General features: G+C 40.3%; 23 protein-coding genes and 1 pseudogene. 20 read left to right on the top strand and 4 right to left on the bottom strand.

Annotation, left to right across the window (positions count from 1 at the left end; translation table 11 throughout):
• Positions 1-5 precede the first annotated feature (5 nt).
• The 20 genes and pseudogenes from HMPREF9180_RS07580 (at position 6) to dtd (ending at position 23,003) form a co-directional block, all read left to right on the top strand.
• The gene (locus HMPREF9180_RS07580) at positions 6-1,160 is read left to right on the top strand and encodes a restriction endonuclease subunit S (protein ID WP_006145939.1); all 1,155 of its coding nucleotides are present in this window, start codon (positions 6-8) and stop codon (positions 1,158-1,160) included.
• Positions 1,161-1,176: 16 nt separating this feature from the next.
• The gene (locus HMPREF9180_RS07575; protein ID WP_006145938.1) at positions 1,177-2,373 is read left to right on the top strand and encodes an HAD family hydrolase; all 1,197 of its coding nucleotides are present in this window, start codon (positions 1,177-1,179) and stop codon (positions 2,371-2,373) included.
• 28 nt (positions 2,374-2,401) lie between these two features.
• A complete protein-coding gene (locus tag HMPREF9180_RS07570; RefSeq protein ID WP_006145937.1) occupies positions 2,402-4,180 on the top strand; it encodes a P-loop NTPase fold protein in 1,779 nt (592 codons plus the stop codon).
• Positions 4,181-4,198: 18 nt separating this feature from the next.
• Positions 4,199-4,954: a hypothetical protein gene (locus tag HMPREF9180_RS07565; RefSeq protein ID WP_006145936.1), complete on the top strand. Its 756-nt coding sequence runs from the start codon at positions 4,199-4,201 to the stop codon at positions 4,952-4,954.
• Positions 4,955-5,000: 46 nt separating this feature from the next.
• Positions 5,001-6,602 (top strand): type I restriction-modification system subunit M, encoded by a 1,602-nt coding sequence (locus tag HMPREF9180_RS07560; protein ID WP_006145935.1) that lies wholly within the window; start codon positions 5,001-5,003, stop codon positions 6,600-6,602.
• 103 nt (positions 6,603-6,705) lie between these two features.
• Positions 6,706-7,110, top strand: coding sequence for a YbgA family protein (locus tag HMPREF9180_RS07555; protein ID WP_006145934.1), 405 nt, complete (start codon positions 6,706-6,708; stop codon positions 7,108-7,110).
• Positions 7,094-7,459, top strand: coding sequence for a TIGR02328 family protein (locus HMPREF9180_RS07550; protein ID WP_006145933.1), 366 nt, complete (start codon positions 7,094-7,096; stop codon positions 7,457-7,459). Before HMPREF9180_RS07555 ends, HMPREF9180_RS07550 begins: the two co-directional genes overlap by 17 nt.
• A gap of 185 nt (positions 7,460-7,644) precedes the next feature.
• Positions 7,645-7,938 (top strand): annotated as a pseudogene (locus tag HMPREF9180_RS07545) (helix-turn-helix domain-containing protein).
• Between the two features lie 259 nt (positions 7,939-8,197).
• The gene (metE, locus tag HMPREF9180_RS07540) at positions 8,198-10,447 is read left to right on the top strand and encodes a 5-methyltetrahydropteroyltriglutamate--homocysteine S-methyltransferase (RefSeq protein ID WP_006145931.1); all 2,250 of its coding nucleotides are present in this window, start codon (positions 8,198-8,200) and stop codon (positions 10,445-10,447) included.
• 62 nt (positions 10,448-10,509) lie between these two features.
• A complete protein-coding gene (metF, locus tag HMPREF9180_RS07535; protein ID WP_006145930.1) occupies positions 10,510-11,370 on the top strand; it encodes a methylenetetrahydrofolate reductase [NAD(P)H] in 861 nt (286 codons plus the stop codon).
• Between the two features lie 435 nt (positions 11,371-11,805).
• Positions 11,806-14,010 carry a polyribonucleotide nucleotidyltransferase gene (gene pnp / locus HMPREF9180_RS07530; protein WP_025168726.1) on the top strand — a complete coding sequence of 735 codons (2,205 nt, stop codon included), beginning with the start codon at positions 11,806-11,808 and terminating at the stop codon, positions 14,008-14,010.
• A 14-nt stretch (positions 14,011-14,024) separates the two neighbouring features.
• Positions 14,025-14,642 carry a serine O-acetyltransferase gene (cysE, locus tag HMPREF9180_RS07525; RefSeq protein ID WP_006145928.1) on the top strand — a complete coding sequence of 206 codons (618 nt, stop codon included), beginning with the start codon at positions 14,025-14,027 and terminating at the stop codon, positions 14,640-14,642.
• A gap of 12 nt (positions 14,643-14,654) precedes the next feature.
• Positions 14,655-15,521 (top strand): GNAT family N-acetyltransferase, encoded by an 867-nt coding sequence (locus tag HMPREF9180_RS07520; RefSeq protein WP_006145927.1) that lies wholly within the window; start codon positions 14,655-14,657, stop codon positions 15,519-15,521.
• A gap of 4 nt (positions 15,522-15,525) precedes the next feature.
• Entirely contained in the window at positions 15,526-16,290 is a 765-nt protein-coding gene (locus tag HMPREF9180_RS07515) for a nucleoside phosphorylase (protein ID WP_006145926.1), read from the top strand.
• Between the two features lie 41 nt (positions 16,291-16,331).
• Positions 16,332-17,675, top strand: a complete 1,344-nt coding sequence (cysS, locus tag HMPREF9180_RS07510; protein ID WP_006145925.1) for a cysteine--tRNA ligase — start codon at positions 16,332-16,334, stop codon at positions 17,673-17,675.
• A complete protein-coding gene (locus tag HMPREF9180_RS07505; protein ID WP_006145924.1) occupies positions 17,668-18,054 on the top strand; it encodes a Mini-ribonuclease 3 in 387 nt (128 codons plus the stop codon). The genes cysS and HMPREF9180_RS07505 overlap by 8 nt, the downstream gene beginning before the upstream one ends.
• Positions 18,055-18,057: 3 nt before the next feature.
• Positions 18,058-18,927 carry a helix-turn-helix domain-containing protein gene (locus HMPREF9180_RS07500; protein ID WP_006145923.1) on the top strand — a complete coding sequence of 290 codons (870 nt, stop codon included), beginning with the start codon at positions 18,058-18,060 and terminating at the stop codon, positions 18,925-18,927.
• Between the two features lie 112 nt (positions 18,928-19,039).
• A complete protein-coding gene (locus HMPREF9180_RS07495; protein ID WP_006145922.1) occupies positions 19,040-20,170 on the top strand; it encodes an ABC transporter ATP-binding protein in 1,131 nt (376 codons plus the stop codon).
• 142 nt (positions 20,171-20,312) lie between these two features.
• Entirely contained in the window at positions 20,313-22,529 is a 2,217-nt protein-coding gene (locus HMPREF9180_RS07490; RefSeq protein WP_006145921.1) for a RelA/SpoT family protein, read from the top strand.
• 30 nt (positions 22,530-22,559) lie between these two features.
• Positions 22,560-23,003, top strand: coding sequence for a D-aminoacyl-tRNA deacylase (gene dtd / locus HMPREF9180_RS07485; protein ID WP_006145920.1), 444 nt, complete (start codon positions 22,560-22,562; stop codon positions 23,001-23,003).
• Positions 23,004-23,120: 117 nt separating this feature from the next.
• Here the strand turns inward: dtd and HMPREF9180_RS07480 are convergent, their stop codons facing one another.
• The 4 genes from HMPREF9180_RS07480 to HMPREF9180_RS07465 form a co-directional block, all read right to left on the bottom strand.
• Positions 23,121-23,822, bottom strand: a complete 702-nt coding sequence (locus HMPREF9180_RS07480; RefSeq protein WP_006145919.1) for a nicotinamide mononucleotide transporter — start codon at positions 23,820-23,822, stop codon at positions 23,121-23,123.
• Between the two features lie 138 nt (positions 23,823-23,960).
• On the bottom strand, positions 23,961-24,611 hold the full coding sequence (locus HMPREF9180_RS07475; protein WP_006145918.1) for a metal-dependent transcriptional regulator: 651 nt from the start codon (positions 24,609-24,611) through the stop codon (positions 23,961-23,963).
• Between the two features lie 81 nt (positions 24,612-24,692).
• Positions 24,693-25,187, bottom strand: a complete 495-nt coding sequence (tpx, locus tag HMPREF9180_RS07470; RefSeq protein WP_006145917.1) for a thiol peroxidase — start codon at positions 25,185-25,187, stop codon at positions 24,693-24,695.
• Between the two features lie 122 nt (positions 25,188-25,309).
• Complete coding sequence (locus tag HMPREF9180_RS07465) at positions 25,310-26,239, bottom strand: metal ABC transporter substrate-binding protein (RefSeq protein ID WP_006145916.1); 930 nt, start codon at positions 26,237-26,239, stop codon at positions 25,310-25,312.
• Between the last annotated feature and the right edge of the window lie 15 nt (positions 26,240-26,254).

Here is a 26,254-nt window from a genome sequence, read left to right as displayed (position 1 = left end):
AAATTATGACAAAAGTAAATAAACCAAAAATAAGATTTAAAAAACATAATGATATTTGGGGAAATACCAAGTTAACAGAAAAAGCACCCATTATTATGGGACAATCACCTGATAGTAAAAACTATACTGATAACCCTAATGATTATATCCTAGTTCAAGGCAATGCAGACATGAAGAATGGTAGAGTATTTCCAAGAGTTTGGACTACTCAGGTTACTAAATTAGCTGAAAAGGGTGATTTGATTTTAAGCGTTCGAGCACCTGTTGGTGATATAGGAAAGACTGACTATACTGTAGTTTTGGGCCGAGGTGTGGCTGCAATAAAAGGTAATGATTTCCTCTTTTATTTATTATCAAAAATGAAGCAATCTAACTATTGGGCGAGATTTTCTACAGGTTCAACTTTTGAAAGTATTAATTCAGGAGATATTAGATTTGCAGAAATTATGATACCAAGTCCAGAAGAACAATCCGCCATCGGCTCCCTCTTCCGCAACCTTGACGACCTTCTGGCTTGCTACAAGGACAATCTTGCCAACTATCAATCTCTCAAGGCGACTAAGCTTTCCAAGATGTTTCCCAAAGCAGGACAGACCGTTCCTGAGATTCGTTTGGATGGATTTGAAGGTGAGTGGGAAAATAAAATACTTTCTGAAGTTACAAATATTACAATGGGACAATCTCCCAAGTCAGAAAACTATACAGATAATCCGAATGATTATATTCTAGTCCAAGGGAATGCAGATATTAAAGATAAGCAGGTCGTTCCTAGATTATGGACCACGGAAGTTACTAAAACGGCGGAAATTGGCGATATAATTCTAACTGTGAGAGCTCCTGTTGGTGATATTGGTAAAACGGATTACAATGTAGTTATTGGTCGTGGTGTCGCGGCAATAAAAGGCAATGACTTTATTTTTTATACTTTAGAAAAAATGAAAATGACTGGTTTCTGGAATAGATTAAGTACAGGATCAACATTTGAATCAATTAGTTCGAATGATATAAAAGAAGCAATTATTCAAATTCCAACTCTTGAAGAACAACAAGCTATCGGCACCTATTTCTCAAACCTCGATAACCTCATCAACTCACACCAAGAAAAAATTACTCAGATCGAAACACTCAAAAAGAAACTCTTACAAGATATGTTTATTTAACTGAAAGGGGCTAAATATGCCAGACACGACTTTTAAACGTGAAAAGAAAACAGACAAACCGGTTATTGCACTTTGCTATGATTTTGATAAAACTCTATCTCCAGATGATATGCAAGCTCAAGGATATATCCAAACAGTACAACCAGAAGGAAGTGATGTAATTGGTGATTTCTGGAAAGAGTCAAATAGTCGTGCCGCAGCAAACAATATGGATAAAAACCTTGCTTATATGTATACAATGAAGAAAAAAGCACGTGGGCAAATTGTTTTTACAAAAGAAAAACTTGCGGACTATGGCTCTAAAGTAGCATTATTCGAGGGAGTTAAGGATTGGTTTAAGCGCATTAGAGATTATGGAGCAGAAAGAGATATTATTATCGAGCATTATATTATTTCTTCCGGTTTGAAAGAGATGATAGAAGGAACATCAATTGCGAATGAGTTTAAAGAACTATACGCAACATCTTTCTATTTTGATGAAGACGGGGTGGCTGTTTGGCCTGCTCAAGTAGTTAATTATACTAACAAGACACAGTTCCTTTTCCGTATCTCAAAGGGAGTACTTGATGTAAATGATGATGCTGTTAATGATTCTTTTGCACCAGATGAAATCAGAGTTCCTTTTCGGAATATGGTTTATCTAGGGGACAGCGATACGGATATTCCTTGTATGAAATTAGTAAATTCTCAAGGCGGATATTCTATAGGTGTTTTTAATCCAGATGAAAAAGATAAAGTGAAGGCGAAAAATAAAGTCTATAAAATGATGAGGGATAATCGTATTTCCTATTTTGCCCCTGCAGATTATTCGGAAGGTAGCGAGCTTGATGAACTAGTGAAATTGATCATTGATAAAACTGTGTACAACGAAAAATTGTACAAGAAAAAGTATATTAATCAGAAGGAAGCTATCGAACAAGAAAAACCAAGAGAAGAACAGGAGAAAATAGACTTGATCAACTCTTTGGAAAGTAGTGCTAGTTTCAAAAGTACTCATGCTATTGTTGAAAAATTATCAAAATATACTAGTTGGAAACCAGAAGAAATAGAAGATCTCATAGAAATTGCAGTGGAAAATACACAGGTATTACATATTTTGAATGACCAAGATATTAAAAAGTTTTACCAGTATCTAATTGAACAACTTGGTAGCAATACTGATGAGTTAATTAGAGACAAAGTTGAAAATATTCAACAAAAATTTGAATCATAAATTGTAGACGAGAAGATTTAAGTGAGATATGGTGGAGAAAAATTTTATAGAACTAGATAAAATTGATACCTCAACTGCGGCGCAAAATTTTGCAAAATTATTAAACGAGAATAAGACATATTTTCTTAATGGTCCCTGGGGATCAGGTAAATCTACTTTTCTTAAAGAAGTTGACGATATAAACCAAATTAAACTAGTTACCATTGATTTTTGGAGATTAAATGACAGTCGCTCGACTCTAGAAACAGTTTTTGCGAAGCTACATCCATATGTTTACTGGGGCCTTAGATTAATTGTAATTCTATGCATTGCATTATCAATCCTAATGACTAATGTAGTTGATTTAGGTCTAAGTGTTCTTGTACCTACTTGGGTTATATTGAGTGCGGGAGTGGTTGCTTTAATAGTTGCAATCCATCAGTTTTTGAAAATAAAATCAGATGGAATTTATAGTTGGTTGTTGACGAAAAATTATCCTTCGTTTACGAAGACAGTCTTAGTAGTTGATGACTTTGATAGAATGACCATGGAACAGCAGGAAGCAAGTTATAAACTGTTTAGTTTACTCAAAGGAAAACTTCCGATTATTTTTATTGGAGATATAGATATAATTCATCGAAACGAGAGTAATTATCTTTCAAAAATTATTGATCGACGAATTGAGCTGCCATTTGTTCTCCATCCTACAAAAATATGGACTGATTATTTCGAACAATTGGAAAAGAGGCTAGAAATAAAGCTTTCTGATAGATTTAAGAGGGTGTTCATAACAGATGAAAGAAATTTACGGGACAGAGAACGCTTTAACGATTATGTTAACCTGGAATTGATTGGACGTAATAAAGAGAAATATGTTCAAATTGAGCAACAACTAGTTGTTATATATCTTTTTCTATATTATCCAAGATTTTATGAAAGTTTAAAGACCGGTAAAGGGTCTATTAAATTAGATTCTAATAAACAGTTAATAAAGGAACTTCATAATATATTGTTTGAAAAAAATAATTCATATCCAAGTTGTTATCTTTCAAATAGGGAAGGATACCTTATAAATGAAGTACCATCAAATAGACTCACTGAAGAATTGATTCAGATTATTGATGAGGAACAACAACTTTCTAATGAAATTTTACTTTCACAGAATGATTTCCTAGATTTTATCAATGGAGAATACGAAAAACTAACAAATCAACAACAAGATTTATTGTTTTCAAACGCTTTAAAATTATCTACTCATAGTGAAGATAACCTGCTAGTAAATCTTATTATACAAAAGAAGGTTAAGACTAAAATTCCTGAATATAGGATAGGGACTCAAGAAGTGGATATTGAATTAGTTAAAAAGACTTATTTTTTTGTAGAGAGTGTTTTAGGTAAAGCAGATGTAAGCGAGATATTCTATTTTATTTTCAAACATAAAATTTTTAGGTATCAAGATATGGTAGGTCTTGATATAGGATTAAGTCCTTACAATAAAGAATTCTCGTCATACAGGTGGAAATATATAATAATAATGATGCACTTGTATGAACTTGATAAAAAACTTCAATATTTTGATTGGGACAATACTATCTGGGGAGCCATAATTAAACTAAGTACAGAAGAGTTTCTCCGTTTTTGGCTAGAATTTGGATTTATAAGTAATAAAGATCAGAATAAATCTGGGTATGATTCTAAAAATAAAGAATATATTTTTGTAAAAGATTTTGACACTTATGCTGACGAAGCAGATATTATTTTCTTAAAAGGAAGTATTAAGGAAAGATTAAACAAACTTGAAAAAGAAGGATTCAAATTCGAAGATTAAAAGATAAAAGGAGCATTCATGGTATCTGTAACACAACGTATCAAAGAAATTAACCAACCTCGAGGTGGCTACTTGCCCATCAAGTTATTTTCAGTAGAGCAGTTCGAAGATCACAGAGTTCTTCATCCGGTAGAGTCTGTATCTCCTAGTTTAGTGGGGATTTGTGTGGACTACTTGACCCGTTTTATGAAAGGGACAGAAGCCCGTGATGCTTTCAGAATTTCTCTCATGGGAGCTCAGATGGTGGGCATGGGAGACCTAGCAGAAGCACTGCTCGATTTGGTGACAGGATTGGATGATTTATCGATAGAAAGTGCGTGTCGTCTAGCGTCCTTTGATGTCGTCTTTCGTGCAGGGAAGCAGTATTATAAGCCTTTTGAGGAAATTTCAGTGGATGCAGAAACGATAGAGAATATTTGTATCATGGTGGAGAGAAGCCTTTGTTTCTTTGATCTCTATGGTCCTTTGGTGAAAGATGGCTTTAACTTTCTTGGAGGTTATACAGATACGATTGACAAGGGTGATGGAGATTTTCTTACCAAGGATACATTATGGGATTTTAAGGTGACTAAAACAGCTCCTAATAAAGACCATACACTACAAGTCCTTGTATACTATATCATGGGCTTACATTCCTTTGACCCTGACTTCCTTTCTATCGAAAATCTTGGATTTTATAACCCTCGAAAAAATATCGTTTATCAACTTCCTGTCTCTGATATTCCTTTGGACTTGGTTCAAACGGTAGAAAGAGAAGTGATTGGCTATTCCTAAGCAACCACTTTTTGAAGAATATTTGTAAAACTTAGAAAGAAACACTATGGAAACAACACAAACGTCCCAGTCGCTCTACCAAGCCCTGTGGAACTCAGCGGATGTTCTCCGCTCCAAGATGGATGCCAATGACTACAAGTCCTATCTCTTGGGCATGGTCTTTTACAAGTACCTGTCTGATAAGATGCTCTTTTTCGTGGCTGAGACCATGGAAGAGGGGACAGATAGTCTTGAGGATGCCCTTGAGGTCTATCGCAACTACTACGAGGATGCGGAGACCCATGAGGATCTGGTCTCTGTTATGAATGATGAGCTCAACTATATCATCAAGCCAGACCTGACTTTTACGGCTCTGGTAGCACGTGTCAATGAGGGGACTTTCCAGCTGGAAGATTTGGCCCAAGGTTTTCGTGATATCGAGCAGAGTGACGACCTCTATGAAAATCTCTTTGAAGATATCGACCTCTACTCTAAAAAGCTAGGAGCAACTCCGCAAAAGCAAAACCAAACGGTAGCAGCAGTCATGAAAGAGTTGGCTGTGCTAGACGTGGCTGGTCACGCTGGCGATATGCTGGGGGATGCCTATGAGTATCTGATCGGTCAGTTTGCGACTGACTCGGGCAAGAAAGCTGGTGAGTTTTATACGCCTCAGCCTGTTGCCAAACTCATGACTCAGATTGCCTTTTTAGGTCGTGAGAATCAGGAAGGCTTTACCATCTATGATGCGACTATGGGTTCTGGCTCTCTCTTGCTAAATGCCAAGAAATACTCTCATAAACCGCAGACAGTCGTCTACTTTGGTCAGGAGCTCAATACTTCGACCTATAACCTAGCTCGGATGAACATGATCCTACACGGCGTTCCTGTTGAGAATCAATTTCTCCACAATGCCGATACACTGGATGAAGACTGGCCAACTCAGGAGCCGACCAACTTTGACGGTGTTCTCATGAACCCTCCATACTCTGCCAAGTGGTCTGCAAGCTCTGGCTTTATGGCTGATCCTCGTTTCTCTCCATTTGGGAAACTGGCGCCCCAGTCCAAGGCTGACTTTGCCTTCCTCCTACATGGATATTACCACCTCAAGCAGGATAATGGAGTCATGGCTATCGTTCTTCCCCATGGTGTTCTCTTCCGTGGAAATGCAGAGGGAACTATTCGTAAGGCCTTGTTAGAAGAAGGTGCCATTGATACGGTTATCGGTCTACCAGCCAATATCTTCTTTAATACCAGCATTCCGACTACGGTTATCATTCTCAAAAAGAACCGTACCAATCGCGATGTCTACTTTATCGATGCTTCTAAGGAGTTTGATAAGGGCAAAAACCAAAATATCATGACGGATGCTCATATCGAGAAGATTCTGGAAGCCTACAAGTCACGTGAGGAGATTGATAAGTTTGTCCATCTGGCAAGCTATGAAGAAATCGTCGAAAATGACTACAACCTCAATATCCCTCGCTATGTAGATACCTTTGAGGAAGAAGAAGTAGAGCCGCTGACAGACATCGTCAGCAAGATTAACGAGACAAATAAAGCAATCGAAAGCCAAACAGCTTCTTTACTCGAAATGCTCGGTCAACTCCACGGAACCACACCAGAAGCCGATGCTGAGCTTAAAGAGTTTTTGAAAAACTTTAAAGGATAATGGGGTTAATTTATTCGCTCATATTCCGCTCATAATTCGCTCATTTTATAGATATAACTTTGTTTCCGTATTTCCTGGGAACTAGTAGAAGTTAAGGAGAAATATGGAAAATAACAACCAACGTGCCCTTTGTCAGCAACTCTGGGCGGAAAATAAATACCTTGTTTTGAGCCATTCCAGCAATATTTACAAGGATATTCGCCAGTATCTCAAGCAAGAGGTGGTGGAGCTGAGACAGGTTCAAGAGATGATTGACCGTGCCTGCCAGATCCAAGAACACAGGGGTCAGGTTTGCAATGCCTTTCAGCATATTTGGGGCTATTTTAAAAAGCAAGCAAGCCTTGACGAACGCAAAGACTATATGCTCTTGCTGGATCGCTATCGCTTCGGTCAAGCTTCTAAGCAAGACTTGATTGCTAAGACTCGAGATTTACTTGAACGTTACCCAAATAGCTATCTTCAAAATTCTACCTTGCTGAAAGGAGACTCCCATGAGACTTTGGCATGAGGCTTTGATTTCACAACTTCCCCGTCCTCAGCTCTTGGGGCAACATCGAGAGTGTTGCGCCCTTCGTGGCAATGGCTGGGGCAGAAAGCATGCGACGGTTGACTATGTCTTTACCCACTCGCCCTATCGTCTCTATGCCTATCATCGTTTGATCATGGAGGAGATGGCTGACCGTGGCTACAAGGTCAGTCCAGAGTGGTTGGATAAGAACTACCGTGGCAAGACCTGCCCTCCTTATCAAGACTTAGCAGAGGAAAAGCTGAACAGTCCTATCTATAGTGAACATGACGACTCCTACTATGAGGAGTGTCTGGCTAATCTCCGAGAGAAGGGGATAGAGTTGGATTAAGAGTCAGTATGACTTCTAATTTAGAACTCTTTTCGTAATTTTTTCGAATAATAAAAATGAGACCTTTAGAATTTTCTAAGGTCTTCTTTTTATAAGTATTTGAATTTACTTTTAATAACTTTTAAGTTATAATTTTAAAAAAGCCAAGCGTGAACTGAAGGACTTAAAAGAAAGAGGATTAAGTGATGAAGAATAGTGCCATTGGGAGTAATTGGAAGGATGTCCGGTCAGAACTCTTCACCAAGGAGGAAATCCTTGAAAGTGATATGTGAGTGGCTATCATGAGTGAATTGATCGAGGCTAGACGTGAGCAAGGAATCAGTCAGAAAAAGCTAGAAGAACTTAGTGGAGTGAGTCAGCCTGTCATAGCTAGGATGGAAACAGGAAAGACTAGCCCTCAGTTGGATACGGTCTTAAAGGTTTTAGCCAGTTTAGGAAAGACACTAGCAGTCGTTCCACTTGAACAGGGGAAAAGTTAATTAAACTGACCTATAGTCTTTTCTAATAACAAGCCATAGTCGGCTTTCAATTTGTTGCTATTTTGTTCTGAACGTAGCTATTTAAAAAGTCTATGAACAGTTATCTACCAAAGGATTTGGGGAATCTTCTCCAAATTCTTTTTTGTGCTTTAAAAAGCCATATAGTTTCAAACTATATCAAAGCCTAATTTTTTACAATTATACAGACGCTTTCTTTTCTGTTAAGATAGTTTCAACAACAATTTTTGGAGGACAAAACATGTCAACTACAATTATCGGTTTCCCTCGTTTGGGTGAATTCCGCGAATTAAAATTTACAACTGAAAAATACTTTAGAAAAGAAATCTCAGAAGAAGAACTCTTGGCTGCTGCTAAAGAATTGCGTGCAAAACACTGGAACATCGTCAAAGAAAAAGGCATCACTGAAATCCCATCAAATGACTTTTCTCACTATGACAACTTCCTTGATGCTGCTTTCCTTTTCAACGTAGTTCCTGCATCTGTTCAAAACTTGGAATTGTCTGATCTTGAACGTTACTTTGCTTTGGGACGTGGTTACCAAGGAGAAAAAGGGGATGTTCGTGCCCTTCCGATGAAGAAATGGTTCAACACTAACTACCACTACATCGTTCCTAAATTTGAAAAAGACACTCAAGTAAAATTGGCTGGTCACAAGATTTTTGATGAGTTCCAAGAAGCAAAAGAACTTGGTCTTAACACTCGTCCAGTCCTTGTAGGTCCATTCACTTTCCTTCAATTATCAGACTTTGAAGAAGGCGTGAAAGCAGAAGACTTCGTCGATAGCTTAGTGGCTGCTTACCAAGACGTTTTTGCCAAATTGGCTGAACTTGGTGCAACTCGTATCCAATTGGACGAAGCTGCTCTCGTCAAAGACTTGACAGAAGAAGAAAAAGCACTCTTCTTGAACATTTACAACAAGCTTTTGGCTGATAAAAAAGGTCTTGAAGTTTTGCTTCAAACTTACTTCGGAGACGTTCGTGACGTTTATGCTGACCTTGTCAAATTGCCAGTAGATGCTATCGGTCTTGACTTCGTTGAAGGTAAGAAAACTCTTGAACTCGTTAAAGGTGGATTCCCAGCTGACAAGACTCTCTATGCAGGTATTGTCAATGGTAAGAACATCTGGCGCAACAACTACGAAAAGAGCTTGGCTGTTCTTGAGCAAATTCCAGCTGAAAACATCGTTTTGACAAGCTCATGTTCACTTCTTCATGTGCCATTTACAACAGCTAACGAAGAATTTGAACCAGCTATCTTGAACCACTTTGCTTTTGCAGTTGAAAAATTGGAAGAACTTCGTGACTTGGATGCTATCCGCAACGGTCAAGGTGCAGAGGCTCTTGCAGCAAACAAAGAACTCTTTGCGACTGAACGTGTTGGTGAAAATGCAGAACTTCGTGCGCGTATCGCTGCTTTGACAGACGCAGACTACACTCGTTTGCCAGCCTTCGCAGAACGTGAAGCTATCCAAGAAGAAGCATTCAAACTTCCACCTCTTCCAACAACAACCATCGGTTCATTCCCTCAAACCAAGGAAGTTCGTGCTAAACGTTTGGCCTTCCGTAAGGGTGAATTGTCACAAGAAGAATATGATGCTTTCCTTGCTAAAACTATCGATGAATGGATCAAATGGCAAGAAGAAGTTGGATTTGACGTGCTTGTACACGGTGAATTCGAACGTAACGACATGGTTGAGTACTTCGGTCAAAACTTGTCTGGTTACCTATTCTCTAAAAACGGTTGGGTACAATCATACGGTATGCGTGGGGTGAAACCACCAATCATCTGGGGTGATGTCACTCGTCTCAACCCAATCACTGTCAAATGGTCTAGCTACGCACAAAGCCGTACGGACAAACCTGTTAAAGGTATGTTGACTGGACCTGTTACTATCCTTAACTGGTCATTCCCACGTGAAGACATCTCTATCAAGGATTCTACTCTTCAAATCGCTCTTGCAATCAAGGATGAAGTTCTTGACCTTGAAGCTGCAGGCGTGAAAATCATCCAAATCGACGAGGCTGCTCTTCGTGAGAAATTGCCACTCCGTCGTAGCGACTGGTACGAAGACTACCTTGACTGGGCTATTCCAGCCTTCCGCTTGGTACATTCAACTGTAGCACCAGATACACAAATCCACACTCACATGTGTTACTCAGAATTTACAGATATCATCCCAGCTATCGACAACATGGATGCGGACGTTATCTCATTTGAAGCTAGCCGTTCAAATCTTGAAATCTTGGACGAACTCAAAGCTCAAAACTTCCAGACAGAAGTGGGTCCTGGAGTTTACGATATCCACTCTCCTCGTGTGCCTAACGAAGGCGAAATCGACCACACCATCGAAGCCATCCTTGCCAAAGTACCAAGCAAGAAAGTATGGATCAACCCTGACTGTGGTTTGAAAACACGTGGTATCCCAGAAACGAAAGAAAGCTTGATCCGCCTTGTAGACGCTGCGAAAGCTGCGCGTGAGAAATTGTAAGAAAAGAAAATTCTCTCTACATGGTTGAACAGTAAGAAATCAACTAGAAAAGGTTCATATATATGTCACGTCAAACACCGTCCCTCTCATTTGAAGTTTTCCCTCCAAACCCAGAAGTAGGCAATGACAAAATTATTGCAGCCCTGAAAGACATGCAGGGCTTGGCACCACACTTCATCAGTGTGACTGCTAGTAATAATAAATTTAATATCAAAGAGACGACGGTTCGTTTGGCAGACTATATCCAAAATGACTTGGAGATCCCAACCATTGCTCACTTGCCAGCTATCTATTTGACTAAGGACAAGGTGGCTGAGACCATTGCGGATTTGGATAAAGTTGGGGTTCAGAAAATCTTGGCTTTGCGTGGGGATATCATTCCAGGTGTTGAGCCACAGAAGGATTTCCGTTACGCCACAGACTTGATTGAGTTTATCAAGGAGCAGGCCCCACACTTTGATATTGTTGGTGCTTGTTACCCAGAAGGGCACCCGGATTCGCCAAACCAAATCTCAGATATCCAAAATCTCAAGAGAAAAGTGGATGCAGGCTGTTCAAGTCTTGTCACTCAGCTATTCTTTGACAATGAGCGTTTCTACGATTTCCAAGACAAGTGTACCTTGGCAGGGATTGATGTTCCCATTCATGCAGGTATCATGCCAATCCTCAATCGTAACCAAGCGCTTCGTCTCTTGAAGACTTGTGAGAATATCCATCTCCCACGTAAATTTAAGGCTATCTTGGACAAGTATGAGAATGACCCTGAGTCACTCAGAGCAGCAGGACTTGCCTATGCAGTAGATCAAATCGTGGACTTGGTAACGCAAGACGTAGCAGGGGTACATCTCTACACCATGAACAATGCAGACACTGCTCAGTACATTCACCAAGCAACCCATGCCTTGTTCAATCACCAACCTTAAAATAATAAAAAGCAAACCATTCTTCTTTTCATAGCAGAATGGTTCCTTTTTTATAGAAAAGACCGTACTTTTTAAGAAAAATATGATAAAATAGACTCTGTACGTACTTGATACAAAGATGAGGGTATAAACGATATTTAAGCAGTCTTAATCCTATGTCAAAGAGATGTAAGTTAAAGAATCAGATCTAAAGTAATTTCGGAGTTGAACACGGGCTAAATCCCTAGTGAAAAAGATAGATTTCCTTTTGAGTTGCTTAACGGTTTAGTATCTTGAGTAATTGAACCCGGCCGAAAAGCTGTGTAAAAAAGATAAACTGTCTTGTCTTCATCGAAGACTTCACCAGTTTCCTATTTTTACTGTGCTTTTGACGTCCTTAGTATCTTGATCTTTGTAGGCAAGGCGTATAATTTTATCAATCCAAAGGGGATTAAAATGACAAAACATGTGTTTCAAACGACTTTTGCGGGTCGTGAGTTGATCGTAGAGACTGGTCAGGTTGCTAAGCAAGCAAATGGATCTGTTGTCGTACGTTACGGTGAGTCAACTGTCTTGACTGCTGCCGTTATGTCTAAGAAGATGGCAACTGGGGACTTCTTCCCGCTTCAAGTCAACTACGAAGAAAAAATGTATGCGGCTGGGAAGTTTCCTGGTGGCTTTATGAAACGTGAAGGACGTCCTTCAACAGATGCGACTTTGACAGCGCGTTTGATCGACCGTCCAATCCGTCCAATGTTTGCGGAAGGTTTCCGTAATGAAGTGCAAGTCATCAATACTGTTCTTTCTTACGATGAAAATGCATCTGCACCAATGGCAGCCATGTTTGGTTCATCATTGGCGCTTTCTATCTCAGATATTCCATTTGACGGACCAATCGCTGGGGTACAAGTAGGCTATGTGGATGGCCAAATCATCATCAACCCGACTCAAGAACAAGCAGAGCAATCGCTTCTTGAATTGACAGTGGCAGGTACTAAGCACGCTATCAACATGGTAGAGTCTGGTGCCAAAGAATTGTCAGAAGAAATCATGCTACAAGCTCTTCTCAAAGGACACGAAGCTGTCAAAGAATTGATTGCCTTCCAAGAAGAAATCGTAGCGGCAGTTGGTAAAGAAAAAGCAGAAGTTGAATTGCTTCATGTAGATGCTGACTTGCAAGCTGAAATCATCGAAGCCTACAACAGTGACCTTCAAAAAGCTGTCCAAGTAGAAGAAAAATTGGCGCGTGAAGCTGCAACTCAAGCAGTGAAAGACCAAGTCACAGCCGTTTACGAAGAAAAATATGCAAATCACGAAGAATTTGACCGTATCATGCGTGATGTGGCTGAAATCTTGGAACAAATGGAACACGCAGAAGTGCGCCGTTTGATCACAGAAGACAAGGTTCGTCCTGACGGTCGTAAGGTCGATGAAATCCGTCCTTTGGATGCGGGTGTTGACTTTGTTCCCCGTGTGCACGGTTCAGGTCTCTTTACTCGTGGACAAACTCAGGCTCTTTCTATCTTGACTTTGGCGCCAATGGGGGAAACTCAAATCATCGATGGTTTGGATCCAGAGTACAAGAAACGCTTTATGCACCACTATAACTTCCCACAATACTCTGTTGGTGAAACAGGTCGTTACGGTGCACCTGGTCGTCGCGAGATTGGTCACGGTGCTCTTGGTGAGCGTGCCCTCGCTCAAGTATTGCCAAGCTTGGAAGAATTCCCATACGCTATCCGTTTGGTAGCAGAAGTTTTGGAATCAAATGGTTCTTCTTCTCAAGCCTCTATCTGTGCTGGAACTCTTGCCCTTATGGCTGGTGGTGTGCCAATCAAGGCTCCTGTAGCAGGTATTGCTATGGGTCTCATCTCAGATGGAAATAACTATACAGTATTGACAGATATCCAAGGTTTGGAAGACCACTTTGGAGACATGGACTTCAAGGTTGCAGGTACTCGTGACGGGATTACAGCCCTACAAATGGATATCAAAATCCAAGGGATTACTGCAGAAATATTAGCAGAAGCTCTTGCTCAAGCCAAGAAAGCTCGTTTTGAAATTCTTGATGTCATCGAAGCAACGATTCCTGAAGTTCGTCCAGAATTGGCTCCAACTGCTCCGAAAATTGATACCATCAAAATCGATGTGGACAAGATTAAGATTGTCATCGGTAAAGGTGGAGAAACCATCGATAAGATCATCGCTGAAACAGGCGTTAAGATTGATATCGATGAAGAAGGAAACGTATCTATCTACTCGAGCGACCAAGATGCCATCAATCGTACCAAAGAAATCATTGCTGGTTTGGTTCGTGAAGCCAAAGTGGACGAAGTTTATCATGCCAAAGTTGTTCGTATCGAAAAATTCGGTGCCTTTGTCAACCTCTTTGATAAGACAGATGCCCTTGTTCATATCTCTGAAATGTCTTGGACACGTACCAATCGTGTCGAAGACGTTGTTGCCATTGGTGATGAAGTGGATGTCAAGATCATCAAGATTGATGAAAAAGGACGGATTGATGCTTCTATGAAAGCTCTCTTGCCACGTCCACCAAAACCTGAAAATGCAGAAGAAAAAGGGGAAAAGGGACCTCGTCATCATCATAAGGACCACAAACCTAAGAAAGAATTTACAAATACACCAAAAGACTCAGAATAAGAAAGGAGAAATGTATGGGATGGTGGCGTGAAACCATTGACATCGTAAAAGAAAATGATCCAGCGGCTCGCACCACTTTGGAGGTTTTGCTGACCTATCCAGGTGTGAAGGCTTTGGCTGCCCACCGTCTCTCTCATTTTCTCTGGAATCATGGTTTTAAAATATTGGCTCGGATGCACAGCCAATTTTGGCGCTTTTGGACGCAAATTGAGATTCACCCTGGAGCCCAGATAGACTCAGGGGTCTTTATCGACCACGGTTCCGGTCTAGTGATTGGAGAAACGGCCATTGTTGAAAAGGGAGTCCTTCTCTATCACGGGGTAACCCTTGGTGGGACAGGTAAGGATGTTGGGAAACGCCACCCAACTGTTCGTAAAGGAGCGCTTATATCTGCTCATGCCCAAGTTATCGGACCGGTGGAAATCGGTGAAAATGCCAAAGTCGGTGCTGCTGCGGTCGTTGTGGCAGATGTTCCTAGTGATGTGACGGTTGTCGGTATTCCTGCCAAGATTGTCCGTGTTCATGGACAAAAGGATGAACCAACCATTCATGAAGTCGAAGAAAAACGGGAATATTATGTCAATAAACTCGAGCAGGCTAGAGAAGCAAGTCATCGTTCATCCAGTTTGTAAGGAGATATTTACGTGATTCAATCAACCAATACATTGAATGACCACCAACTACTGGAAGCAAAGGCCCTTATTGCCGTTTGTCAGAACTATGACGGAACTTTTCGGGAGCCTTATCTCTCCAATATGCTCAATTTTGACCCCAACATGCCCGCCTTTTTTCTTTATTACGAAAAAGGTGAACTTGTTGGCCTATTAACCGTCTATGCAGATGACCAAGATGTGGAAGTAGCGATACTGGTCCATCCAAATCATCGCCGTCAGGGAATTGCACGTGCATTGTTTACGAGTTTTGAGAAAGAAACGGCTTCTTTCCCTATTCGTTCAGTGACTTTTCAGACAGAACGTATTTTTCTAGACCGTCATCCTGATTTTGTCAGCAATTGGGGACTGGTTGAGGATGAAGAGACAGAAACTTGGTTAGGTAAGGATAGAAGACCTTATCTGTTAGCAACTGTCTCTAATCTTGAAGTTTTGTTAGCAGATAGTTCGTATCAGGAGCAAATTAGTCAGTTAAAATTTCAGGCATTTTCAGAGGAACATGAATCGAGAGAAGTTGTGGATAGATATGTCGCTGAGGCTCTGAAAGATCCAGAAAGTCGCCTATATATTTTATTAAAAAATGGTCAGGTTATTGGGACTTGCACGGTTGATTTATCGAGTAATACCAATTACTTCTACGGTTTAGCAATATCTGAACTTGAACGTGGAAAAGGCTACGGAAGTTATTTAGCAAAATCCCTCGTCAACCAACTTATTGAGCAAAATGATAAGGAGTTCCAAATTGCAGTAGAAGATAGCAACGTAGGTGCCAAGCGATTGTATGAAAAAATTGGCTTTGTCAAACAGACTCAGGTGGTTTATTTAGACAGGAAAGAGTGAATAGATGTTACTAGAAGAATTTGAAAATGTACCTGCGGTTATAGAGCCAACTGATCGAAGCCTTCTTAGTGGTGGAGAGATTTGTCAGACGATTATTCTGTCTTTTAATGGAGAGATAGTGGAAAGAGTCAAGCAGATGGACGGAGTCTATGAAGGTGGCTACCTTACCAATCTAAATGGCAAATTTCCATGGTACATCTATGAAGTAGATGGACTTAAACTTGCAGTTACTATGGCTACTATTGGTGCTTCAATGGTTGTGGGTTTCTTAGAAGAACTCAAAGCGAGAGGTTTCAACAACTTTATCGTTTTAGGATCTTGTGGAGTTCTGGACCAGTCCATCCAAGCAGATAAGATTATCCTACCAAGTTCAGCTTTACGTGATGAAGGGACCAGTTACCATTATGCTCCAGCAAGTGATGAGATTTCTTATGATGAAACGCTTCTCTCAACTATAGAGAACGCTTTGAACAAAGCTGGTATTGAGCATATTCGAACAAAGTCTTGGACAACAGATGCCTTCTATCGTGAAACAGCAGCTAAGGTTAAACGAAGACTAGCAGCAGGAGCGACAGTTGTAGATATGGAAGCTTCAGCTATTATGGCTTGGGCCCAATATCGACAAGCCAAGGTTTATCAATTTTTCTACACGGCTGACTATGTGGATCATCACAATCACGAATGGGATGCTAGACGTGAGGATAGAAAAACGGATGCTATGACTTTCTTTGAGATTGCTGTCAGTATAGCGTTAGCATTGGAAAAATAAGGATATAGATTCAAAATCTAGAAACAGAAAGGAAATGAAGCGTGTTAAAAATTTATGATACCATGTCTCGTGATTTGCGAGAATTTATTCCCATCGAGGAAGGGAAGGTCCGCATGTATGTCTGTGGGCCGACGGTTTACAACTATATCCACGTAGGGAATGCTCGTTCAACGGTAGCTTTTGACACGATTCGTCGCTACTTTGAGTATCGTGGCTACGAGGTTGCCTACATTTCCAACTTTACAGACGTGGATGATAAGATCATTAACCGTGCCAAAGAAGAAGGCATTACTCCTCAGGAAGTGGCAGACAAGTACATCGCTGCATTTCGTGAGGATGTGACGGCTCTTGGCGTGAAACCTGCAACTCGTCATCCGCGTGTGGTTGAGTTTATGGATGACATTATTCGTTTTGTCGCTGACTTGATTGAAAAAGGATATGCCTATGAGAGCCAAGGAGATGTTTATTTTCGTGTAGAAAAATCCCACAACTATGCTAAGTTGGCTAACAAAACATTAGAAGACTTGGAGTTAGGTGCTTCAGGTCGTACAGATGAAGAAACAGCTCGCAAGGAAAATCCAGTAGATTTTGCCCTTTGGAAAGCTGCCAAACCAGGTGAGATTTCTTGGAACAGTCCTTGGGGCCCAGGTCGTCCAGGCTGGCACATCGAGTGTTCGGTCATGTCTACTGAGATTTTGGGTGCTACTATCGATATTCACGGTGGTGGAGCTGACCTTGAGTTTCCACACCACACCAACGAAATTGCCCAGTCTGAAGCTAAAACAGGTAAGACCTTTGCCAATTACTGGATGCACAACGGCTTTGTCAATATCGACAATGTTAAAATGTCCAAGTCCTTGGGGAACTTTATCACCGTACATGATGCCCTCAAAACGATTGACGGACAAGTGTTACGTTTCTTCTTTGCGACCCAGCACTACCGCAAGCCTATCAACTTTACGGAAAAGGCAGTGCGTGATGCAGAGACCAATCTCAAGTATCTAAAAAACACTTATGAGCAACCATTTACTGGAACTGTAGATGCGGGGGAGTTGCAAGCTTTTAAAGATAAGTTTGTAGCGGCCATGGATGAAGATTTCAATACAGCTAACGGAATCACAGTTGTTTTTGAAATGGCCAAATGGATCAACTCAGGAAACTATGATGCAGCTGTCAAGGAAACTCTTGCAGCTATGTTAGAAGTCTTTGGAGTGGTCTTTGTTGAGGAAGTTTTGGATGAAGAGATTGAAGCATTGATCCAAAAACGTCAAGAAGCACGTGCCAATCGTGACTTTGCGACAGCTGACCAAATCCGTGACCAACTAGCTGCACAAGGGATTAAATTGCTTGATACCAAGGATGGAGTGAGGTGGACACGTGATTGATGTCAATCTCATTAACGGGATTGCTCTAGCCTTTGAAGGAGATGCGGTTTATTCCATGTATATCCGTCGTCATCTGATTTTTAAAGGTATGACCAAGCCCAATAAACTCCATAAAGAAGCGACTAAGTATGTATCGGCCAAGGCTCAAGCACACTTGATTTCTCTCATGATTGAAGAAGAAGTCCTAACGGAAAAAGAGGAAGAAATCTACAAACGAGGTCGCAATACCAATAGCCATACCAAAGCTAAGAATGCGGATGTGGTGACCTACCGAATGTCTACAGGTTTTGAAGCGGTTATGGGTTATCTTCATATGACTGAAAATGTGGAACGCCTTGAAACCTTGATTTCTTGGTGTATCCAAAAAGTGGAGGGCTAGGAAATGATTGCAACAGAACTATTGGACTGGTTTCCGCAAGCACAAATTGTAGAACAGCCAGTCGATAAGGAAGGCTATCTAACACTTCCGGTTTCCTCTCAACAGTGGATGTTACTAGAAGAAGCAAGTCTTAGCGAACGTGAAAGACACTTGGTGGCACTCTTAACCCAGCAGGAGCAAAGAATTTCTTTAAATCCCTGGTATCATTACCTAATTGAAGGTAAGGGGCAAGCACCACAAAACTTTAAAAAGCTACAAGTTGTCTATTGTCACCTTTCTTATTACCAACGAGAAAACCTAGCTTCTTGGTTAGACATGATGAAAACACTCTTTCCTAACTGTGAAACAGTGTTGCAAGTTGGAGCTCAGGATTATCTTTTCCTTCTTCAACAGGACAAATATACTTCTGTTCGCTCTATCTTGATGGATACCTTGGAAGCAGTAGAGTATGATTTTGGGGTACGTCTGTCCATCATGCTTGGACAGAACTGGTCACAGTCAGGACATCAGGCTCTGCCAGATCTCATCAAAGAGGAACGGGATTTGTTTAAAAGCTGGTGGCGACAGGGTCATCAAGGTGTTCATACTTTTTCCCAACTCTATCTTTGGAGTACGGGAGAAAGAATGGTGAATCTCAACCTTATCAAGGAATATCTCCATCAACTAATCCTAGATCAGGATCAGATCCAGGAAATTATTCTCTCTCTTTGGGAAAATGGTGCAGTTCTTACCAAGACAGCCCAGAAGCTCTATTTGCACCGTAATTCTCTCCAGTACAAGATTGATAAGTGGGAAGAATTAACAGGGCTTCAGTTGAAGGAATTAACCGATCTTACCTTGTGTTATCAACTGATATTAGCAGATGTTTTATGAGTTTTGTGCAAGTTGCACAGAACTTTTTTATTTTTTTGGTCATCTTGCCATAGAAATATAAAGCGTTTTCATCTATAATAAAATTATCAAAAAACAAAAGGAGTTCACCGAAATGGTAGAATTAAATCTTAAAAATATTTACAAAAAATATCCAAACAGCGAACACTACTCAGTTGAAGACTTCAACTTAGATATCAAAGACAAAGAATTTATCGTTTTCGTAGGACCTTCAGGATGTGGTAAATCAACTACTCTTCGTATGATTGCAGGTCTTGAAGACATCACAGAAGGTGAATGTTCAATCGATGGCGTTGTTGTTAACGATGTAGCTCCAAAAGATCGTGATATTGCCATGGTATTCCAAAACTACGCTCTTTACCCACACATGACTGTATACGATAACATGGCTTTCGGTTTGAAATTGCGTAAATATAGCAAAGAAGACATTGATCAACGTGTACAAGAAGCAGCTGGAATCCTTGGATTGAAAGAATTCTTGGATCGTAAACCAGCTGACCTTTCAGGTGGTCAACGTCAACGTGTTGCCATGGGTCGTGCAATCGTCCGTGATGCAAAAGTATTCTTGATGGACGAACCTTTGTCAAACTTGGATGCAAAACTTCGTGTATCCATGCGTGCTGAAATCGCTAAAATCCACCGTCGTATCGGAGCTACAACTATCTACGTAACTCACGACCAAACAGAAGCGATGACACTTGCTGACCGTATCGTTATCATGTCAGCTACTAAAAACCCTGCTGGTACAGGTACTATCGGACGTGTAGAACAAATCGGTACTCCTCAAGAAGTTTACAAAAACCCAGTTAACAAATTTGTAGCAGGATTTATCGGAAGCCCAGCTATGAACTTCATCAACGTTACATTGAACGGTGACCACATCGTTGCTGACGGCTTGAACTTGAAAGTTCCAGAAGGTGCTTTGAAAGTTCTTCGTGAAAAAGGTTATGAAGGTAAAAAATTGATCTTCGGTATTCGTCCAGAAGATGTGAATTCTGAACCTGCTTTCCTTGAAACATTCCCAGAATCAGTTGTGAAAGCTACTATCTCTGTATCAGAATTGCTTGGTTCTGAGTCTCACCTATACTGCCAAGTTGGTAAAGATGAATTCGTTGCTAAAGTTGATGCACGTGATTACTTGCAAGCTGGTGCAACAGTGGAACTTGGATTTGACTTGAACAAAGCACACTTCTTTGATGTAGAAACTGAAAGAACAGTTTACTAAGATAGATTTTAATCAATCAACACTACTAGAGTTTCTCTAGTAGTGTTTTTTTAGAGTTCGGCAAAGTCTTACAGAATAGGCTTTTCTAGTTTTCATATCTACAAAAAAGTGTTAAAATGGTAGGAAGAACTGGAGAATATGCATGCCAAAAGAAGTAATTTATTCAGGCGATGAAGTCGTCGCTTTAACGCAAAAATATTTATCGAAGGAAGATGTGGCTTTTGTACATAAGGCTTTGGTTTATGCTGTAGAATGCCATAGTGGACAGTATCGTAAATCAGGCGAACACTACATTATCCACCCTATTCAGGTAGCAGGTATCTTGGCTAAGCTTAAGTTGGATGCTGTCTCTGTTGCCTGTGGTTTTTTGCATGACGTGGTCGAAGATACAGATGCTACCCTGGATGACTTAGAGCGTGAGTTTGGTCATGATGTTCGGGTGATTGTAGACGGCGTTACCAAGCTTGGTAAGGTTGAGTACAAGTCTTTTGAAAAACAGCTCGCTGAAAATCACCGTAAGATGTTGATGGCTATGTCTAAGGATATCCGTGTTATCTTGGTTAAATTGGCAGACCGCTTGCATAATATGCGTACCCTTAAGCATTTACGTAAAGACAAACAAGAGCGAATTTCACGAGAAACGATGGAAATCTACGCACCGCTTGCTCACCGACTAGGGATTTCGAGTGTGAAGTGGGAGTTAGAGGATCTGTCTTTCCGCTATCTCAATCCTACAGAATTTTATAAGATTACAACTCTTATGAAAGAAAAACGTCAAGAACGTGAAGCCTTGGTCGATGAAGTTGTGAAAAAACTTGAGGAATATTCATCTGAGCGTAACCTTACAGGGAAAATCTATGGTCGTCCAAAGCATATTTACTCTATCTATCGTAAGATGCAGGACAAGAAAAAACGTTTTGATGAAATCTACGATTTGATTGCCATTCGTTGCATTCTAGATACGCAGAGTGACGTTTATGCTATGCTTGGTTATGTTCATGAACTTTGGAAACCAATGCCAGGACGTTTCAAGGACTACATTGCCAATCGTAAGGCCAATGGTTACCAGTCTATCCATACGACTGTTTATGGACCGAAAGGGCCAATTGAGTTCCAGATTCGAACCAAGGAAATGCACGAGGTTGCTGAATACGGGGTTGCAGCTCACTGGGCCTACAAAAAAGGAATCAAGGGTCAAGTTAATAGCAAAGAATCTGCTATTGGAATGAACTGGATCAAGGAGATGATGGAGCTCCAAGACCAGTCTGATGATGCTAAGGAATTTGTGGATACTGTCAAAGAAAACTATCTGGCTGAGGAGATTTATGTCTTTACTCCAGATGGAGCGGTTCGTTCTCTTCCAAAGGATTCTGGACCGATTGACTTTGCCTATGAAATACATACAAAGATTGGTGAAAAAGCGACTGGTGCTAAGGTTAATGGTCGTATGGTTCCTTTGACGACTAAGCTTAAAACGGGAGACCAGGTTGAAATCATCACCAATCCAAACTCATTTGGGCCAAGCCGTGACTGGCTCAACATGGTTAAGACCAGCAAGGCTCGTAACAAAATTCGTCAATTCTTTAAAAACCAAGATAAGGAATTATCCATCAGTAAAGGCCGTGAATTGCTGATTAGTCAGCTCCAAGAGAACGGCTATGTGGCCAATAAATTTATGGACAAACGCCACATAGATGAAGTCCTTCAAAAAACCAGTTACAAGACTGAAGAAGCCCTCTATGCGGCGATTGGTTTTGGAGAAATCGGAGCTATTACCGTCTTTAACCGTTTGACGGAGAAAGAACGACGCGAAGAAGAGCGGGCCAAGGCCAAGGCAGAAGCCGAAGAATTGGTCAAGGGTGGCGAAGTCAAGGTTGAAAATAAGGAAACCCTCAAGGTTAAGCATGAAGGTGGTGTGGTCATCGAAGGCGCTTCTGGGCTTTTGGTCCGGATTGCTAAATGCTGTAACCCTGTTCCCGGTGATGATATCGTCGGTTATATTACCAAAGGCCGTGGAGTTGCCATCCATCGCGTGGACTGTATGAATCTACGCTCACAAGAAAACTACGAGCAACGTCTACTCGATGTTGAATGGGAAGACCAATTCTCAACTAAGGAGTATATGGCGCATATCGACATATACGGCCTCAATCGTTCTGGGCTATTGAATGATATTTTGCAAGTCTTATCAAATACAACTAAGAATATCTCAACTGTTAATGCACAACCAACCAAGGATATGAAATTTGCCAATATCCATGTATCTTTTGGAATTTCTAACCTCTCAACTCTGACTACAGTAGTTGATAAAATAAAGAGTGTACCAGAAGTCTACTCAGTTAAACGTACCAATGGTTAAGTTGACTTGCTATAGTCAGAAAGGATTTCTATGAGAATTATCGTTCAGCGCGTCAAGGAGGCTCACGTCACTATTGATGGGCAGATTCATGGTCAAATCAAGCAGGGGCTCTTGCTATTAGTAGGTGTGGGACCTGAAGATCAGCAAGAAGATGTGAATTATGCAGTCAGAAAGCTTGTCAATATGCGTATCTTCTCAGATACTGAAGGCAAGATGAATCTCTCTGTCAAGGATATCCAAGGAGAGATTCTGTCAGTATCCCAGTTTACACTTTTTGCCGATACCAAAAAAGGCAATCGCCCAGCCTTTACAGGTGCTGCTAAACCAGATATGGCTGAAGCTTTCTATCAAGAATTTAACAAGGAACTAGCCAAGGAAGTTTCTGTTGAGACAGGAGTCTTTGGAGCAGATATGCAGGTGGAACTGGTCAATGATGGCCCGGTAACCATCATCCTTGATACTAAAAATAGATAAAAAATAGGCTCTATCTTATATGCAATAAGCAGATGAGATAGAGCCTTTGTTTGTCAAATCTAGTTCTAACCATTAAATATGATAGTTGAGTAAGATACAGGTTAACGATTCATTATTTTATTCTTTATCATTCCATACGAATAGAGCACCTACAGCATTGATGATGTAAAAGATGTATTTACCAATATTGGCAAAATTTCCTTGGATACTAGCTTTTGTTAATTGAACGAAATTGTAAACCAACCAAAATTCCCATTGGGTCGTTAATTTAAGAGCGTTCAAGGCATTTGCAATCAATGAAAGTCCAAATGCAATCGTTGTGACGTATGCAAGAAGGTTCATCTTGCCCCCATAGCCAATATAGTTTGTTGCAAAGGCAAATAGGAAGGCTAGGACTGAAATAATGATGGCTGCCCATTTCAATTGTTTTTGGCTCATCTTGTTTGGTCTACCTTCTTGTGAAGCCTCCCATTTCTTAATGGCAAAGGTATAAATAAGAAAGGTGACGGGATAGGTGATAATCGCAGCCTTATTTCCGAGGATATAATCAATAGTACCAGATAAGATTGTATTGACAATTCCGTAATAATTCCCCCATTTACTCAATTTACCAGTAAAACGAGTGGACAACATTGAAATTCCAACATTAGTAACTGAAATGAGTCCAAATGGAACCAATTTAGTCCATTCTCCCCAATCAACAAACTTGTCTAATCGTGAATTAAGGTAGCCTGATGCAATCGCTATGCCGACAACTAAAGCCACACCAAACAGGTCAAACCATTTTGAGGTAGCGAAAATTTTGAGTGATTTTTTCATAAGATGGTCTCCCTCCTCTTAGTTGCGTTCATTCTACACCTAAAAAAAAGCAAAGTCAAGTCATATAGTAATATAAAACCCTGAAAATTCTATTTTCAGGGTTTTATGTTGATTCATTCGGAAATCAGTTCTAAAAACTTAGTTGATTCTTTCTACATAAAGTTGTTTAGCGATTTCTAGGCTAACTTGGAGTTCCTCATTTTTGTGAATCAAAGTATAGGTGTTAGAGAAGTTATCAAACTGTTTGACTTGGAGTTTGTCTCCAATATTGATGCCGTGTTTTTCAAGATATTTGAGGAGGTCAAAGTTATCATGAATCCGAGTCAGGAGATAGGTTCCAGTTTCTTTAGTATCTGCTAGAGGTAGGTGGTTGATTTCTACCAGTAACTCGCCCTTAGAGGGAATTGTTCCACCATGTGGGCACATTTTTGGGAAACCAAGCATACTTTCTAATCTCTCCACAAAAAGGTCTGAAACCGTATGTTCTAGAACTTCGGCTTCCTCATGAATTTGGTCACTAGTATAGTCTAGATGATGAACTAGGAAAACCTCAATTAAGCGGTGTTTACGGTATAATTCTGAGACTATCATTTGTCCAAAATCAGTCAGTGAATAACCATTTCCCTTGTCTTTAAAGATGAGATTTTCAGTTTGCATGCGCTTGATCATTTCGGTTACAGCTGGAGGTGATACCTGCATTCGCGCAGCTATTTCCTTATTAGTAACTTTAGGAAGTTCCATGCCAATTTCATAAATACATTTCAAATAGTCTTCTTTATTTGGTGTCATTCGTATTTCCTTGTCTATTATCTGTATCTAGTATACCAAAAAAAGCTAGATTTCTCTAGCTTATTGCTACAAGAGCTGAACTTAGTTGAGTTCTTTTACAGCTGCAATAGCTGCTTCAAAATCTGGCTCGCTATTAATATTGTCTACGTATTCAACGTAACGGATGATGTTGTCACTATCTAGCACCAACACTGCACGAGCGAGCAGGTGCCATTCTTTGATTAAGAGAGCATAATCGCGTCCAAAAGAGTGGTCGAAGTAGTCTGATAGCATGATGGCATTTTCAATTCCTTCTGCACCACACCAGCGCTTTTGAGCAAATGGAAGATCCATTGATACTGTTACGACTACAGTGTTGTCTAAACTGGCTAGCTCTTGGTTAAAGCGACGAGTCTGAAGTGAACAGATACCAGTGTCAATAGAAGGAATGACACTCAAAATCTTTATCTTACCTTCAAAGTCAGCTAGTGTTTTTTTTGAGAGATCAGTCGTAGTGAGAGAAAAGTCAAGTGCCTTGTCTCCAACTTGTAGTTGTTTTCCAGTAAAAGTCACAGGGTTTCCAAGGAATGTAGTCATAAGCTACTCCAATCTTTTTTTCTTTTATTTTACATTAAATGTTCAGACTCTTCCAATAATTTGACCGAAATTTAAATAGACAAAAAACGCCAATTCATGGTGACTGACGTTTTTTAAAATGATTATTTAGACAAACCTTCAGAAATCTTGTCAAGGTTGTATTTCATCATGTTGTAGTAGCTGTCACCTTCTTTACCTTCTTCAGCAATTGAGTCAGTAAAGATTTGTGCGTAAATTGGAATATTTGTGTCTTGTGAAACAGTCTTCATTGGACGGTCATCGACACTGGATTCGACAAAGAGAGATGGTACCTTTGTTTGGCGAAGTTTTTCAACCAGAGTCTTGATTTGGTCAGGTGTTCCTTCTTCTTCGGTGTTGATTTCCCAGATGTAGGCGCTTGGGACACCGTAAGCTTTAGAGAAGTATTTGAAACATCCTTCGCTGGTTACGATGAGTTTCTTGTCAGCAGGGATCGTGTTAAATTTCTCTTTGGCTTCCTTGTCAAGCTTGTCTAGTTTTTCAGTGTATTCTTTGAGATTTTTTTCGTAGAATTCCTTGTTGTTAGGATCTTTAGCGATGAGCTGTTTGGCAATGTTTTGAGCATAGATGATCCCGTTTTCGAGGTTGAGCCAAGCATGTGGGTCTTCTTTGCCTTTTTCGTTTTGGCCTTCAAGGTAGATAACATCAACGCCTTCGCTGACTGCAAAGTAGTCTTTGTTTTCAGTTTTCTTAGCATTTTCTACCAATTTTGTAAACCAGGCATTTCCACCTGTTTCAAGATTGATGCCATTGTAGAAGATCAAGTCAGCTTGTGAAGTTTTCTTGACGTCTTCTGGTAGTGGTTCGTACTCGTGTGGATCTTGTCCAACAGGCACGATACTGTGAAGATCAATCTTATCTCCTGCAATGTTTTTAGTAATATCAGCAATGATTGAGTTTGTAGCAACAACTTTTAGTTTTTGACCAGAAGCTGCATCTTTCTTTCCAGTAGAACATGCTACCAGAGCAATGACGGAAAGAAAGAGAATGACTAATGTACCTAATTTTTTCATTTGATCCTCCAATTT

This window comes from Streptococcus peroris ATCC 700780 (genome assembly GCF_000187585.1).
Classification (GTDB): Bacteria; Bacillota; Bacilli; order Lactobacillales; family Streptococcaceae; genus Streptococcus; species Streptococcus peroris.
The sequence above is the reverse complement of the archived record's forward strand: the minus strand, read 5'-3'. Positions and strand labels throughout refer to the sequence as shown.

Excerpts from the sequence above, each read along its gene's own strand:
- HMPREF9180_RS07570 (WP_006145937.1), top strand. The coding sequence starts at position 2,402 with ATGGTGGAGAAAAATTTTATAGAACTAGATAAAATTGATACCTCAACT.
- metF (WP_006145930.1), top strand. The coding sequence starts at position 10,510 with ATGTCACGTCAAACACCGTCCCTCTCATTTGAAGTTTTCCCTCCAAAC.
- metE (WP_006145931.1), top strand. The coding sequence starts at position 8,198 with ATGTCAACTACAATTATCGGTTTCCCTCGTTTGGGTGAATTCCGCGAA.
- HMPREF9180_RS07550 (WP_006145933.1), top strand. The coding sequence starts at position 7,094 with ATGAGACTTTGGCATGAGGCTTTGATTTCACAACTTCCCCGTCCTCAG.
- HMPREF9180_RS07560 (WP_006145935.1), top strand. The coding sequence starts at position 5,001 with ATGGAAACAACACAAACGTCCCAGTCGCTCTACCAAGCCCTGTGGAAC.
- HMPREF9180_RS07500 (WP_006145923.1), top strand. The coding sequence starts at position 18,058 with ATGATTGCAACAGAACTATTGGACTGGTTTCCGCAAGCACAAATTGTA.
- HMPREF9180_RS07580 (WP_006145939.1), top strand. The coding sequence starts at position 6 with ATGACAAAAGTAAATAAACCAAAAATAAGATTTAAAAAACATAATGAT.
- HMPREF9180_RS07565 (WP_006145936.1), top strand. The coding sequence starts at position 4,199 with ATGGTATCTGTAACACAACGTATCAAAGAAATTAACCAACCTCGAGGT.
- cysE (WP_006145928.1), top strand. The coding sequence starts at position 14,025 with ATGGGATGGTGGCGTGAAACCATTGACATCGTAAAAGAAAATGATCCA.
- HMPREF9180_RS07480 (WP_006145919.1), bottom strand. The coding sequence starts at position 23,822 with ATGAAAAAATCACTCAAAATTTTCGCTACCTCAAAATGGTTTGACCTG.
- HMPREF9180_RS07575 (WP_006145938.1), top strand. The coding sequence starts at position 1,177 with ATGCCAGACACGACTTTTAAACGTGAAAAGAAAACAGACAAACCGGTT.
- HMPREF9180_RS07465 (WP_006145916.1), bottom strand. The coding sequence starts at position 26,239 with ATGAAAAAATTAGGTACATTAGTCATTCTCTTTCTTTCCGTCATTGCT.
- pnp (WP_025168726.1), top strand. The coding sequence starts at position 11,806 with ATGACAAAACATGTGTTTCAAACGACTTTTGCGGGTCGTGAGTTGATC.
- HMPREF9180_RS07495 (WP_006145922.1), top strand. The coding sequence starts at position 19,040 with ATGGTAGAATTAAATCTTAAAAATATTTACAAAAAATATCCAAACAGC.
- HMPREF9180_RS07490 (WP_006145921.1), top strand. The coding sequence starts at position 20,313 with ATGCCAAAAGAAGTAATTTATTCAGGCGATGAAGTCGTCGCTTTAACG.
- HMPREF9180_RS07555 (WP_006145934.1), top strand. The coding sequence starts at position 6,706 with ATGGAAAATAACAACCAACGTGCCCTTTGTCAGCAACTCTGGGCGGAA.
- dtd (WP_006145920.1), top strand. The coding sequence starts at position 22,560 with ATGAGAATTATCGTTCAGCGCGTCAAGGAGGCTCACGTCACTATTGAT.
- HMPREF9180_RS07475 (WP_006145918.1), bottom strand. The coding sequence starts at position 24,611 with ATGACACCAAATAAAGAAGACTATTTGAAATGTATTTATGAAATTGGC.
- tpx (WP_006145917.1), bottom strand. The coding sequence starts at position 25,187 with ATGACTACATTCCTTGGAAACCCTGTGACTTTTACTGGAAAACAACTA.
- HMPREF9180_RS07515 (WP_006145926.1), top strand. The coding sequence starts at position 15,526 with ATGTTACTAGAAGAATTTGAAAATGTACCTGCGGTTATAGAGCCAACT.